The organism is Calidifontibacillus erzurumensis (genome assembly GCF_013303125.1).
Lineage (GTDB): Bacteria > Bacillota > Bacilli > Bacillales > Bacillaceae_J > Calidifontibacillus > Calidifontibacillus erzurumensis.
In genome coordinates this window covers 23,989-38,483 of the sequence record NZ_JABTTE010000010.1, presented here as the reverse complement: position 1 = coordinate 38,483, position 14,495 = coordinate 23,989, and the positions used below count along the sequence as shown (strand labels likewise).

Annotated in this window: 10 protein-coding genes; 5 read left to right on the top strand and 5 right to left on the bottom strand. The window is 35.2% G+C overall.

What is annotated here, in order from left to right; translation table 11 throughout:
* Positions 1 to 127: 127 nt before the first annotated feature.
* The 5 genes from HR057_RS08900 to HR057_RS08880 all read right to left on the bottom strand — a co-directional run bounded on the left by HR057_RS08900 (position 128) and on the right by HR057_RS08880 (position 7,397).
* Positions 128 to 1,090, bottom strand: coding sequence for a bile acid:sodium symporter family protein (locus HR057_RS08900; RefSeq protein ID WP_173731077.1), 963 nt, complete (start codon positions 1,088 to 1,090; stop codon positions 128 to 130).
* Positions 1,091 to 1,578: 488 nt separating this feature from the next.
* Positions 1,579 to 1,944 (bottom strand): DUF5367 domain-containing protein, encoded by a 366-nt coding sequence (locus HR057_RS08895; protein WP_173731076.1) that lies wholly within the window; start codon positions 1,942 to 1,944, stop codon positions 1,579 to 1,581.
* Positions 1,945 to 2,306: 362 nt separating this feature from the next.
* Positions 2,307 to 2,744: an SRPBCC domain-containing protein gene (locus HR057_RS08890; RefSeq protein ID WP_173731075.1), complete on the bottom strand. Its 438-nt coding sequence runs from the start codon at positions 2,742 to 2,744 to the stop codon at positions 2,307 to 2,309.
* A 56-nt stretch (positions 2,745 to 2,800) separates the two neighbouring features.
* Entirely contained in the window at positions 2,801 to 3,151 is a 351-nt protein-coding gene (locus tag HR057_RS08885) for a DUF2200 domain-containing protein (RefSeq protein ID WP_173731074.1), read from the bottom strand.
* A gap of 463 nt (positions 3,152 to 3,614) precedes the next feature.
* Positions 3,615 to 7,397, bottom strand: coding sequence for an S-layer homology domain-containing protein (locus HR057_RS08880; protein ID WP_173731073.1), 3,783 nt, complete (start codon positions 7,395 to 7,397; stop codon positions 3,615 to 3,617).
* Between the two features lie 308 nt (positions 7,398 to 7,705).
* Between HR057_RS08880 and HR057_RS08875 the strand changes: the two genes are divergently transcribed.
* From HR057_RS08875 to HR057_RS08855, 5 genes are all read left to right on the top strand, one after another.
* Positions 7,706 to 9,307 carry a bacterial transcriptional activator domain-containing protein gene (locus HR057_RS08875; protein WP_173731072.1) on the top strand — a complete coding sequence of 534 codons (1,602 nt, stop codon included), beginning with the start codon at positions 7,706 to 7,708 and terminating at the stop codon, positions 9,305 to 9,307.
* A 561-nt stretch (positions 9,308 to 9,868) separates the two neighbouring features.
* A complete protein-coding gene (locus HR057_RS08870; RefSeq protein ID WP_173731071.1) occupies positions 9,869 to 11,932 on the top strand; it encodes an ATP-binding SpoIIE family protein phosphatase in 2,064 nt (687 codons plus the stop codon).
* Between the two features lie 3 nt (positions 11,933 to 11,935).
* Positions 11,936 to 12,286, top strand: coding sequence for an STAS domain-containing protein (locus HR057_RS08865; RefSeq protein WP_173731070.1), 351 nt, complete (start codon positions 11,936 to 11,938; stop codon positions 12,284 to 12,286).
* Positions 12,287 to 12,521: 235 nt separating this feature from the next.
* The gene (locus HR057_RS08860; RefSeq protein WP_173731069.1) at positions 12,522 to 12,935 is read left to right on the top strand and encodes a VanZ family protein; all 414 of its coding nucleotides are present in this window, start codon (positions 12,522 to 12,524) and stop codon (positions 12,933 to 12,935) included.
* Between the two features lie 429 nt (positions 12,936 to 13,364).
* A complete protein-coding gene (locus HR057_RS08855) occupies positions 13,365 to 14,495 on the top strand; it encodes an AbrB family transcriptional regulator (RefSeq protein WP_173731068.1) in 1,131 nt (376 codons plus the stop codon).

Here is a 14,495-nt window from a genome sequence, read left to right as displayed (position 1 = left end):
ACATGCGTTAAAAACACATGTTTTCATTTCCCTATTAATTTTTAAGGGCTTCTGGGGCTGTATTCTAGAAGTAATTCCTAGCTCTTGCAACAATGACGCTGTTCTTCACTAACCTCACCAATAAATGTTATTTAGAACTTGCAACATTCTGAAACTCTTCCATAATTTCTTTCTTAGAAAAATAGTTGGATATAAAAGCTCCCAATGATAAATTAAATACCATCCCTAAAATTGGAGCAATTACAGCAACTTCACCGATAAATTGATAAGCTAATATGGCAGCCAAGGCTGTATTGCATAAACCAACATGGAATAATATCGCTCTAGCATCACTTTCCCTGACTTTTAGTTTTTTTGCTAAATAATAACCTAGAATCATAGAAAGAAATACTTGAAGAAATGAAACTACCGCTAATAAAGGAAGGGAAGATATTTCTGAGGCGATTGCTTCTTTCCCACTCCCAACGATTGTATGTACAATGAGCAAAAGGGCTAAAGCAGAACCTAATTTTGTTGCGCTTTTTGAATAAATCGTAAGCTCTGGGAACATTTTTTGCGTTGTTAAACCTAAACTGATCGGTATTACAACTATTAGAATAAAAGACTTCAATAAGCTAAAAAATGAAATCGAAACTTGGTCATTTGATAATACTAACATCGATAAAGGTGTAACTATAGGGCTAACGACAACATCGATTAATGAGCCGAGTACAACTAAAGAAGCGTTGCCACCCGCTAATAAGCTGTAAACAGTGGCAGCTGTACCATTTGGAACCGTTCCAGCTAAAATAAGTCCGGCAGCCATTTCTGGGTTGGAAGAGAAAAACATTAAAGCGAGTATAATAGAAATAATTACAGTAACCGTATATTTCAAAACCGTTGCAATAATGATCTCTCGTTTCTTATTACGAATGTCTTTAATCGAATTTATATTCATTGAAACCCCAGTAAAAAAAATGACGATCCCTAAAAATATACTTGGTATGATGGAAGGTGCATCCCAATAATAAGGAGAAAAATACGTATAAATTGCAACTAAAAGTATAAGGATTGGCAATTTTTGCGATATAAAATTTATTACAGCATTCATAAAATCCAACCCTTCTTTACAGAATTGGCATATTTCTAGGAAGCTCAAGTTTAGTAACGACTCTAACCCTTTGCCTTGAGTCATTTTTATTTTTTAAAGAAAAAAATCGCACCAATAATTCCAATGAAGACATTTTAAGACCTAACACATAAAGGTAATGATTTATTCGTTAAAATATAATTTTAACACAAAAGCAATATCATTGTTGTACAACAGGTCAAGTTTACTAAATCCCTTATACGTCAATTGATTCATTCATCCTTACATCATTGCATAGAAAGATTGATCGTCTTTTTATGTCCCGAGCTGTCATCTAAAATTTCAATTTTTGTGACGTTGTCGAGGTCTTTTCCATAAAAATCAACGAACGTTTTTGTTTTTGAACTACAACCCGCTAAAAAATAAGAACAAATACCAAAAGTTTTTTATTTAACACATACTTTCGCCTCTCTCTATCTCATTTCTTAACTAATTCTCCTTTTAAATGATTACCTTAACCTTTTATCAAAACCAGTTAATATGATTAGTGAATATGCCCATAGCAGCCATGAACCAAAGTATTTATCTGATTCAAGATTGAGGTTTGTAAAAATATCTTGAAAGAAAATCAGTGCAAAAACATCTAACAGCATACCTGGAAGAGCGATACATATGGCTGCCTTCAATTTTCCGTCTGACTTGATTTTTTTCCATTTATAAACCGGTAACGTTATAACTAAAATCAAAGGAATAACAAAAATATAGGAAGCTGTCATAAGAACGACGTTATCTGGAGTAAAAAAGTAATGTCCTGCGAATCGAAAAATGAGAGTAGCACTGAGCCACACTATAAAGCCCCAAAATAGAAAAAACATACTTTTCCTCCTACAAAATTTTATTTTTTATAATTTTATGATTAGATTTTTTAAATCTTGAAATATTTCATCAATCAAGTAAGGGAGATACATTTACAAAAAATGGATTTGTTTGTTTTATTATAATTTAAAGGTAAAATTTTTAAATCAATATGTGATGCATAAAAGTTAAAACAACATAATAAGTTAGAATCCTAGAATAATTAAACGAGAGACTTTGAAAAGTATGAAATGGAGTAAATACGATGACCTGATTGCCTGAATTTTTGATTTTGTAAAAACAAAAAAACCGTCTGAAATGCCCACATCTCTGACAATTCAGACAGCCAATCTTCTCGTAATAGTTCCATTCGAATATATCCCTAAAGACTTTCAGCTAACTCTTTTATCACTTTTTTTGCTTCAGATGCGAATTGCACCGAAGCATCATAATAGTCTTGCCCATTCGTTAATAAGGCGAAGTCACCAATTTCAATTTTCAATAAAGTGTTCCCATTGACTTCATCTAATTTATACGTATATGCCACGTCACCTTCATTCGTTTTTTCTTCCCAAGTGGATACGTATAAAGCAATTTTTAATTCTTCCATTTCTTCTGCTTTTATAATAGTTGTAATCGTTTGTCCTCCGTTTGGAAGATCCCAAACTACTTTACTTCCTACACCCATCTGTTCAGTAGGATAATCTTCCGGAAGTTCATCCCATTGGGCAACATACTTGGGATATGTTAGAACCTCCCATACTTTTGAAGGAGCCGCATCGATCAGAATTTCGTCTTTTACGACCAGTTTATTTGTCATTATGAACCTCCTAGGAATAAACGAAACAATCATGTTTAATTGAACGTATTTTTTTATTATTTACGCAAAATTTTCTCCATCGCTTTTCCTTTCGCTAACTCATCAATCAGCTTATCCAAATAACGAATTTCCCGCATAATTGGTTCTTCAATGTTTTCCACTCGAACACCGCAAATAACACCTTTGATTAACTCCCTTGCAGGATTCGGTTGAGGTGCTTGTGAAAAGAATGTTTCAAAATCTGTCTTTTTTGCTAAATGTTCTTCTAATTCTTCTTGGCTGTATCCAGTCAACCAACGGATGATTTCATCAACTTCTTCTTTCGTACGACCTTTCTTCTCAGCCTTCGCAACATAATGAGGATATACGCTTGCAACACTCGTTGTATAAATTCGGTGTTTCGTCATAGGAATCCCTCCTTGTTATCGTTTTCATTATAGTGGAAAAAATAGTGTGGTTCAAACGAATGGAATAGTGTTGTTGTTAGGTCTATGAGATTCATCAGTCTCTTTTGCAAGCTAAAATAATAACCCGTTGCAATAATTTCATCCAAAATTCGTAACCCGTTTCATTTTTCAGTTCTTATGATTTTTAGTAATCGTATTTTAGAAGATGTCTTACCATACCCTAAAAATATTTCTTTGAATCTTTTTACACATATTGGATAAAAATAAAAGTCATACTCCCAAAATTGAGAGCATGACTATTTATAAATACGTAATGAAATGTAAAGGTCACTATTTTGGGACATGGAGGCAAATTCTCTGTTCTAATGGCAAAATCTGCAGTACATTCAATCTCCCCCATATACCTTTGACAATTAGATATATCCCAAATCTTGGCCGTTTCTATCTTCGTGTCCTTAAAGTATTAAGTTTCATCCCACAATTCCAAAATCCATTGTCCATCAGCGGTTAACGTCGCTTTATAATAATTATAGTTGCCCGCGAAATCATAAATTACAAACACGAAGCTATTATCCGTTTGTACGCCACCGTTTTCATTGGTGATGTGCATTTCTACATATCTTAAATCTTGTGGAACAATGGTGATCTCTTCACCATTAATATTTTCAAGGCCAGAAACAATGTCTATTGAATCTATATCTTCTGAAAACCTTAAATCCAATTGTATGGTATCATTAGTTGTTCCAATATATGCTTTTGGGGAAACTCCATCAAGCCTCAGGGATTCCTCTACTATTTGAGTTATATTTGGTATTCCATTATGATCTGTAATTGCCCCTGCCTCAATTATAAGTGACGGTAATGCTCCTGTATCTTCAATTTCTTCAAATTCAAGCCAAAACAGATTATCATTTGCTGAATTTACTCCGTAACCGGTAATAAATGCAGTCGGCTTTTTATCATTTACGGTAATTTTGTTCAAAACTTCTACAGGGTCAGGATCGATTATACTACGATTTACCATCACTAAATAAGAATCAATTGTACCGTCCTCAAATGAGTCATAGGTAGATGCACTAATAATATATAAATCTTCTACTTTTGCTTCCACAGAAAGAACTTGCTTTATCATCATTTGAATATTTGGTGTTTCTTCATTATCCTCTGCGGCAAAATATACATCGTAAAGTTCCCCTGGTATTAAACCTTCTACTACCTCCACAACCTCTGATACCGGATCATCAACTGCAATTGTTCCACTTGCTGAAACAGTAACATCGTCATAATCAACACCTGCAATGATTTGTTCGACTGTTGGCGATTTACTTCCATTTGGAACTACTACATAATAGACTTTTCCTTCTTCATCTAAATCTACAGTTAAAGTGATTTCGCCTATATTGTCCCCTGTTTCAGCCATCCAAGTTTCAAATTTTGGAGGGAACGATGCTGGTTTTGATAGCGTAATTACTATGTCCTCTACTGGATGAATATTTTGAGTATCATAAACGATCTCTTTTGGAAGTGTAATATATTCATCTTCCATAATGTTGAGGAGTCCATCAATTCCAATGATCACTTGCAAAGTCCTATTATCTACCCATTGAATTTGCATTCCATTTTCTTCCGTACCTATCCAAATTATAGTTTCTGCATCTGTTTTCAAATACGTATTAATTTCAATTTGCGATTCAGTATGAATATCATTATTAAATACCACTTGGAAACCATCACCTGGACCGAAGGATTTGCTGTCATCTACATCTAAAGTAATAATTTCTTCAACAGCAAGTTCACTAGGTTCAGGCAATAAGATATTTTCCTCTGTCAACGTGATATCAACGAAACCAACAACTTTCCCATTACTATCTACTTCATATAGTCCAGCGTGATCACCAACTGACACATTTTCGATATCAGAACCCGATGTATATGGTATTGCATCTTCTGGTACATCAGACCCAACTATAGGAATGGCAAAGTTTTTTTCTTGAACTTTTATCATTGCTGAGTTTCCAGGATGGATCCCAAATGTTAGAATTTGGGTTGAATTTGGAACATCCCCTTTTAGTGGCAATACAAAAAATCCTGGTACATTATTATCAAAAGTACCGTTCATATCCCAAATGACTGTTCCATCTGTTGGTAATTCAGATTTGTTAAATGTAACAACAGACGTTTTCTTTTCAATAGTAAATGTTCCATCTTCTTCAACAGCAGTTAAAAACGTATTTTTCGTACCCCATGAATGAACTGGAATGACCACTTTCGGACTTAAATCTTTAATAGCCTTAATAACGGCTTCACTATTAAGAGAATTTCCAGCCCAATCTCCAATCGGAACAATCAAAATATCTATTCCTACTGAGCCCTTTAATGTCTCAATTTCTTCATTCGTTAAACCATCAAGAATCGTTCCCATGGCATCACCCATGTTTACCATTCGCATATTTGCAGTTTGATAAATGAATCCACTATTTTCAATACGTCTTGAACCATCTTCCAGCTTAAATTCATCTGTATTCGGGAAATGGTACAGATTCATACTGCTTATAAAAACATCCCCATATTTTGCGTTCTTAATTTCATTAAAATAAGATTCCAATTCTTCTTCATCCCATATGACTCCTTGAATAATTTGACCAGCTTCCAAGGCAGTTGGTGCGGCTTTCGCATAAGAATGGTCGTCATGAAAATGTGTTATATTAATGAGATTTATTTCTTCTTCATTTTGTAAAATATAATTCGGCAGTCCAAAAGATATTGGATCCCAAGGATCGATTAATATTTTCTTCTCATCTGTTGTTAAAATAAAGGCAGAATGACCTAAATACTCTAAAGTGATTGATTCAGGTGTCGTTGGTTCCGGATTTTGATCATCTGGAGGGTTTCCACCACCAGGGTTGCCACCACCACCTCCTCCACCGCCGCCTGACGGTAGGATCGCCATATTATTTGGCTTTTTCTCATAAGTTGAATCGTTGGCTGCCTTTCCTTCAGCTTTTTCAATTGTACCTTGCCCAATTACTTTTACTACTGAGTCCAATATTAAAGATACAATCTTAGCATCCTCAGCCACAGTAATATTGGCATCTGTCGCGTTTTCCGCAACATTCATTTCTTGAATGGAACCTTTAGGAATTTCCACTGCAAAGGTTGTTGCTAGAATATTTACAGATTCGAAATTTCCGATTAATGTTACTTTCGAATTCGCTGGTAGATTTTCAGCAAGTGTTACTTCTTTAAAAGCAATCCCTTCCGTACCGTCTTGCTCTACTTTTGCACTTGAGTGAAGAATTACTTCTTGAACAGATGTTTTTCCTGTTGCAACGATACGTACTGTACCATCTTCTTTATTAACGATAACTGTGATTAGAACAGTGTCTTCAAAGTGAATACTGTTTTCTCCACCACCGTTGACATAGGTTTTTCCCTTAACCGTTACGCCTTTCAAGAAAGCATCGCCATTTCCGACTTCTTCCGAAATAGTTAAGTCACCTTCAATGACCATATTTCTTAATGTTACACCTGATGCGGTTACTTTGACATTGCCTGCCACTGTCTCTAAGCCTTCTTCAGGACCATAAACACCGGCTGTGTCATACACTTTTTCCTGCTCGCTAGGTTTTTGTGTATCCTTTAAAGCACGATTTAAAATGACAACAGCTTCTGCTCTCGTCGTGTTATGAAACGGTTTAAACGTACCGTCTTCATAGCCTCTCATGAAACCTGCATCTACAACACCGCCGACAACTCCGCGGCTCCATGTCGGAATATTGTCTTTATCGTTAAATTGATCGACACTTGACGCTCTGCTTTCCACACTTGCCAAGCGTGCTAAAATAGCTGCTACCTCTTGGCGGCTAATATTATTGTTGGGTTTAATAGAACCGTCCTCATAGCCACCAATGTAACCTGCCGCTTTCGCCTTCAAAATTTCACTGTAATACCAGTCGCTTGGGAAGATATCAGTAAAACCACCTTCACTTGATTCATCAAATCCGAAAGCACGATTGACTAAGGCAATAAATTCAGCTCTTGTAATCGCCCCATTTGGCTTAAAGCTGCCATCACTATAGCCTCCGATTAAACCCTTTTCAAACCATTCATTAATTTCTTTTTCTGCCCAATGGCCACTAATATCTGTCTTTTGAGCAGCAAACACGGAAGTACTAAAAAACGAGAAAACCATCATCAAGACCATTGTGATTGATACTAATCTCCTAAACCTTCTACTTCCCCCCATAAGGTCTCTCCTCCATTTCTTTAAATGGTATTGATTTACAAGAAAAGCTTATAAATCTTACCTTACAAGTCGCTTACAAACGAGACTATTTTCTCGTCAAATCAAAAAAATATTGTGTCCTTCCGCCTATTTACCGCATGAAATTCATCAAAAATACCTATAACTTTTGCGAAAAGGTAAAGGATTCTATTTTACCACGTCGAAATATTTATGATATTGCCTGCATTTTTTTATAAAAAAATATAAAATATATCTTTTTTAAACTTGATTGAGATTTTCCCAGCCATCATATCGAGGTGAACAGTAAGATGAATGAGGACTATCCATCGCATATTACACTTTTCTTACAAGGAGATTGGCTTAAGTTAGCCGATTTATTAAAAACAAAAATAGAAAGCAGCACGAATGTTGGCGACAGTGTTCAATTAACCTGTTGGCTGAGCCATTACGGGTGCTGTCAAATTAATTTAGGAAACCAATTTGAATCTCACATCATTTACCAATTTTTTAAAAATGAAAAGACTTCGGGCTCAACGTTTTCGATAAAAGAACAAGCCTTTGTTTATAGATTTTTAGCGTTGTATACATTATTTGACGGAGACCTCAAACAGGCGAAGCAATACTATGAAAAATCGATAGCAGCCTTTCAATTGTTAGATGAAGCAGAAGAGGAAGCGATCATGCTTCTAGAAGCTTACCGCTGGCTCTATTGCCTTTTGCAAGATCGGGCAAAAAATACGTATATTTTTGAAAAAATTCAAAACTTGCCCGCTTTTAAGCAAAACTTTAGTTTTCAAATGAATCTAACAAAATCAGGCTATGATTGGATTGCTCAATTTTGGAATTACATTGATTTCTTTTCAAAAAAAGAACTTCAATCCCATCCGCTTATCACTTTGTTTCGGCAGCTACATAACGAATTAAAAACAGAGGGGATCACAGAAGGCACGATATATTCACTGATAGCTAAAGTAAATCAATATAAGCACCCTTTACTGAAAATATGGGCCTATCTTTTAGCAGCATCCACCCTAAATAAATTGGATTATTTAGAAGAAGCATTGCAACAAATCGATTTCTTAGGCTTAACTGATTTGAAAGCTGCTTTAAATAAAAATACAATAGTGCCGCTAAAAATGAGAAACAACTCTACGAAACTATCATTTTCTCTGTTTCGGGATTTTGCCATTTTCTCTGATGACAAATGCCTTAAAAACTTGAATTGGAAGCGGAAAAAAGCGGAAGAAGTGCTCATTTATTTGTTAACAGTACCAAACCAAAAGATAGAAAAGGAGCAAATCATTGAAGAATTTTATCCAGAGGTTGAGCAAAAGAAAGCAGAAAACCGCCTTTATGGCCTTCTCCATGAAATCAATAGACAATTTGTAGCAAAAGAAATAATAAAGGAATCCTTTGTGACCATTAAAGGCGGCAAAGTACAAATCGACTTGAACATCATAAATGAAATTGACCTTCAATCGTATTTAAAGTTATATTCAGTTGGGAAGCAACTTTGGTACATCGATCGCAAGGAAGCGGTAAAGCTTTTTGAAAAGGCACGGAGACTCTATGATCATGAATTAGTACCTCACATCGTCTATGCAGATTGGCTTATTCAACTTCGGAGACAACTGAAGGAAAAACAAATAGACTTACTGCAAAAACTTTATAACTACTACGAGGAAACTAACATAAAAGAGCAACTATTGAATGAATTGCTGGAATGTGAACCATTCAATGAAAATATTATTCATGAAAAAATTTCATTGTTGCACTTACAAGGACGAACAATGGAAGCTAAACAATTTTACGAAAAACAAAAAGAACTGTTGAAGGAAGAACTAGGGTTGGAACTTAAACTTAACATAGACTCACAAACGAAAAAAACAAAAGGGAATACAAAACGTTGACAAACAGAGTGTGTTTGAGCACTCATTACTTAGGAATATCTGACACTTTAACATCGATAAACATTACCGAAAGTGTGAGGACGCACATAATGGGCGATACCCTAACTAGTAATCCTATTTTATTGTTAGGAAAAAGTTTAAAGTAAATATACAAAAACAATATTGATGGGATTGTAAATTAAACCCTTACAGTGAATATGAGACCAACAATTTCAAGGGGAGCCCAGTGCGTTTTCAAACCTTTACTTTTTGCGGAAATGCTATCACCAAACATCAAGTGAAGCCAGTATTGTTCAAACCTAACTTTGTCATGGATGGCTAGTACCGATCATCAATGGGAGCCATTGATCGCCCAAACCTAACTTTGTCATGGATGGGCTAGTACCAATCATCAATGGGAACCTTTATCGCTCAAACTTAACTTTATTGTGGATGGACTAACATCGATCATCATTTGAAGCCATTATCTCACTAACTTAACTTTGACGTAGATGGGCTAGTACCAATCATCAATGGGAGCCATTGATCGCCCAAACTTAACTTTGTCGTGGATGTGATGAAATGAATTGGAAAGCTCGGATTTTTTTATTATATACACTTGTCGGCCTGGCCGGCGTCGTATTTGTTGAATTTCAAAATCTAGTTATTTGGCGTACCCCATGGCAAGATGTTTTGAAATACAATTTACCGTTTGTAATGGCGCAAAATCTTATTTTTATCACCATTTATTATTTTTACACAGTAAAAAAACTCAAGGGTATTTTTCAAATGGATGAGGCAGAATTACAGCAACTTCCCTCTCCCGAAAGAAAAGTTTGGTTTGACCGCCTAGTTTTATTTCCTTATAAAATGTATCGATTTTCGATTATATTTATGATGTCGTTGGCATTATCTTTCCATATATATGAATTTTTCCTGCTTGAAGAAATAACAAGGGAGTTTTTCGTGAGCTTAATTTTAAGTTTATTGCGCGAAACTTGCCTCATTATGATGATCACTTTGTTGATTGTCGGTGTTTTAAGCCAATTATTAAGACCCTATATTTTAAAATTAAAAATTTCTGCATCTCCCATGGTTCAACTTCCTTTAAGCAATAAAATTTATTTTATTTTCTTTTCCATATTTTTTGTTGTTGTCACCGATATTATTTGGCTTCTCATTAATATTGAAGGCAGCATAGAGGCGCAAATTATAGAAGTTGTCTTAACCATATGTTTCTTAAGTCTTTTTTCCATCGTCGTGATCAAATTAACCGTATTAGATTCTATTAACCACATTCAAACGATTACCCAGTTGATTACGAACGAGAAAAATGAGGATCGGAGTTTACTGCTCAGGTCCACCATTCCAGTCACATCCATTGATGAGATTGCATTTTTAATTGGAAGCTTCAATAAGCTGCAATCAAAGGCACAAAGATTATACGCTGAATTGGAAGATGAGTTGAAATTCGCTTTAACGGTGCAGCAAAATTTGTTGCCAAAAGGAACGATATCGGTTGGGAGTTTCCTATTGGAAGGGTTGTCATTGCCTGTGAAAGAAGTAGGTGGAGACTTTTTTGATTTTATAAAAATTAATGATCAAAAAATGGTCATCGTCATCGGTGATGTATCAGGCAAAGGCGTGCCGTCCGCATTATTGATGTCAGCTGCAATTGGAGTTATTCGCGGCAAAACTCAATCGGAGGAATTATCACCTGCCGAATGGCTGAATGAATGCAACCGTTTGCTCATGCCAATGCTTTCAGATGGTATGTATGTGACGATGGGAATTGGAGTATTAGATATTGAAACAAATACATTTACTTATGCAAGTGCCGGCCATGTTCCTCCGTTAATGAATATGCAAGGAAAAATTGATTACTTTAATACATCCACCTTGCCGATAGGCATCGATGAAAATGAAACCTATGAAGAGCAAATGATCCCGCTTAATGATTTAGATGGCATTATTTTTTATACAGATGGAATCATCGAGCAAGTTAACGATAAAAAAGAAATTTTCGGATTTGAAAAATTTCACCATGTGGTTCAAAAGCAATGGAATAAAGGCATCCACTCGATTATTGAAGACATAAAAAAATTTTATGTCAATACCAAACAGTCGGATGATATGACCATTGTAACTATGAAGAAAAAAATCCATGCATCAACGTGGAAAAAATCAGATGACGTTTCTTCCGATGAGGAGTCGGAGAAAAATATAACATTAGTAGATATTAAAATTCAAAGTAAACTCGGTGAAGAGAAAAAAGTGTTAAAGGAACTCGATGAACAACTATCCAAATACTCTTTTTTAAAAGAAGATTGCGAAGAATTTAAAGTTGCAGTGGCAGAAATTTGCACAAATGCGATCGAACACGGTAATGAAGAAAAAGAACATAAATTGGTCCATATAGTAGTCACACTAAAAGGAAACCTCATCCAAAGCACCGTTTCAGATGAAGGAACCGGATTCATATTTGAAGAAAAAGAACAAGATTTTAGAGGTTGCGGCTTAAAAATTGTCAAACATTTCGTTGATGATTGGACGATGTATCATAGATTGGGAAATCCCCCGCAATTCTGTGTACATATAGAAAAACGATTACGACCAATGGACATGTTAGTGAAGAAGGATGTGTGAAAAGTGGAAGCAGAATTAATAATCTCTTTAAATGATCATAAAGATGTTTGTTTACTTCAATTAACTGGAGACCTTACAAAAACCTCTGGCGAGAAACTGTTAAAATACTACGACTGGGAAAATGGACTTCCAAATGATAAAAACATTTTAGTAGTAGACTTTACAAAAGTAAATTATATAAACAGCGCCGGTATCGCCTATCTATTTCGAATGTCGAAATTATTGCACGAAAAGCAGGTTTCCATCCGCACTTTCGGTCTTGAATACCATTATGAAAAAATGTTTCAAATCGTCGGTTTAACAAAATTCCTCAAAAACTACCCAAGCGAATGGGCTGCCATTGAGGATTGGTAATGTAATGATTTAGAGACATTGAATAGTGGTGTAGTGGTAAGGGGCAGTACACCGGCTCTGTCCCTTCCTTTGACACTCTTTAAAGTTTAAAAACCCCCCATCTCTCCACACCACTCCCTGCATAATTTTACAAATCAAAACCCTCCATTTAATGATTGAGGTGCGAACTTTCATAATTTTAATGAATATTCCCGCTTGATTTTGTCAAAACAAGTACTGTAGGGAGTTTAAATGGATGGGAATGAAAAACGTGGTGGAGTTTAATACGAAAGTATTGTTTGGGCATGATAAGCTCATGCATTTTGAGCTATTTGCCATCGTTTCTTTTTGCGTCAGCCTTTTGATTGTCACCTTAACTTGTAAAAAATTTAGGTTAAGGGGTCTGGCGATTATTTGGTTCACACTTTCATTGATTGGAATAGCTGAGGAATACCGGCAATTCATTTTACCCAATCGAACGGCTGAGCTTTGGGATGCAGTTGCCAATCTACTTGGGGTATGTACTGGAATGCTGCTCCCATATTTATTTTCATTAAATAAAGAAGCCTTGCCCGTCGCAAGGTACTTTCTCTTCTTTTTAATGATTTTATTTCCATTGCTGCTGGGGCTTGTAGAAATCAATGAACGGCATTTTATTATTAAAAATTAAGTAAAAAAGATCCGTCATCTCCCATTAGCCTCCAAACAAAAAGTAGCTATCCTACCTTATCCTAAGGTCGGGATAGCTGTTTTTTTATCATCCAAATAAGACATACCAACATTATCTATTTAATGAAGAAAAAAATCCGCTTACTCCACATGGATCATCTAATGTATTTTGCATAACAAAATGAACTCAGTCTGAATTTCTCCACTCTTAAATTATTTGCTTGATCTCACCCATAAAATTTTAATTTTCTATCAAGTTATAAATGTACCTTCAAATTGCTTATTCTCAAATTTTTAAACCATTCAGGGAGGTCATAAATAATTTTTATTGGGGCCCAAAAAAATATTCTATTATACAAATTTTCGGAATTTTACTATATTGTAGTTATCTAACCATCATAAAGAGAAAATATTTCGAAAGAAGGATTTTATGAAAGGTTATAGAACTTTTTTCCAAAACATTTGTTTTGTTGCCATAAGCAGTATCGGGGGATTTCTCCTTTCTCTAACAGGCCTGTCAATAGGCTGGTTAATTGGTACAATGGTATTTGCAACCTTGCTATCTATTCTACAACCAAGATTTCTGGAGGTCCCCATTGGATCAAAAGTTATTCAAAAGCATTGGCTATATACCGGTCAGTTTATTATAGGGATAGAATTAGGTCAAAAAATGAATACTTCCATTTTGTTTATTTTAAAAGACAATTGGCTAATTATTTTAACTTTGCTGCTCATTTCAACAGCTTTATCTTTACTGTTCGGTCTGATCTTATGGAAATTCACAAATTTGGATTTATTGACTAGTTTTTTCTCAACAGCACCCGGAGGCCTTTCCACAATTCCTGGCATTGCTGAAGAAGTAGGGGCGAATACGGGAATTGTCAGCATTATTCAATCGATACGTGCCTTTTTAGTGATATTATTTATTCCTGTTTTCCTTTCTACCTTATTTTTCCATACAAATTCAAATCATGTAACTTCTTCGTCCTTAAGTTTCAATACGAATCAATTGACTTGGACAGCTTTGTTTATCCTTGTAGCTGTAACCGGATATTATATAGTAAGATATTTAAAATTTCCTGCACCTTGGCTCATTGGAAGTATGGCATTTATTGCCTTGTTTAAATCAATTGTATCCTTATATTTTGGAATTGATATAATCGCCTGGTGGCCTCATTGGTTTATCGTTATCTCTCAAATTTTTATAGGTGCAAGCATCGGTTCCAAATGGAAGAAAAGTATGTTTATAGGTTTAAAAAGGATACTAATAGTATCTTCCATATGCACGATTCTATTCATATCTTCTATGTTTTTATGTGCATACTTAGTTTATGTTTTTTCAGATTTGTCATTTATCACATCAGCTTTGGCTTTTACGCCAGGTGGCATTACCGAAATGGCAACTACAGCACTAGTCCTTCAAGCAGACGCCACTTTCGTTGTCACGATGCAAGTACTCCGGGTAATTTCTGTTTGTATGTTACTCCCTCCCGTTTTTAGAATGTTAAACCAATGGGAGTTAAAAAAGAAAACTCAATCACGAATTTCTGTACAAAAATAA

Excerpts from the sequence above, each read along its gene's own strand:
- HR057_RS08900 (WP_173731077.1), bottom strand. The coding sequence starts at position 1,090 with ATGAATGCTGTAATAAATTTTATATCGCAAAAATTGCCAATCCTTATA.
- HR057_RS08895 (WP_173731076.1), bottom strand. The coding sequence starts at position 1,944 with ATGTTTTTTCTATTTTGGGGCTTTATAGTGTGGCTCAGTGCTACTCTC.
- HR057_RS08890 (WP_173731075.1), bottom strand. The coding sequence starts at position 2,744 with ATGACAAATAAACTGGTCGTAAAAGACGAAATTCTGATCGATGCGGCT.
- HR057_RS08885 (WP_173731074.1), bottom strand. The coding sequence starts at position 3,151 with ATGACGAAACACCGAATTTATACAACGAGTGTTGCAAGCGTATATCCT.
- HR057_RS08880 (WP_173731073.1), bottom strand. The coding sequence starts at position 7,397 with ATGGGGGGAAGTAGAAGGTTTAGGAGATTAGTATCAATCACAATGGTC.
- HR057_RS08875 (WP_173731072.1), top strand. The coding sequence starts at position 7,706 with ATGAATGAGGACTATCCATCGCATATTACACTTTTCTTACAAGGAGAT.
- HR057_RS08870 (WP_173731071.1), top strand. The coding sequence starts at position 9,869 with ATGAATTGGAAAGCTCGGATTTTTTTATTATATACACTTGTCGGCCTG.
- HR057_RS08860 (WP_173731069.1), top strand. The coding sequence starts at position 12,522 with ATGGGAATGAAAAACGTGGTGGAGTTTAATACGAAAGTATTGTTTGGG.
- HR057_RS08855 (WP_173731068.1), top strand. The coding sequence starts at position 13,365 with ATGAAAGGTTATAGAACTTTTTTCCAAAACATTTGTTTTGTTGCCATA.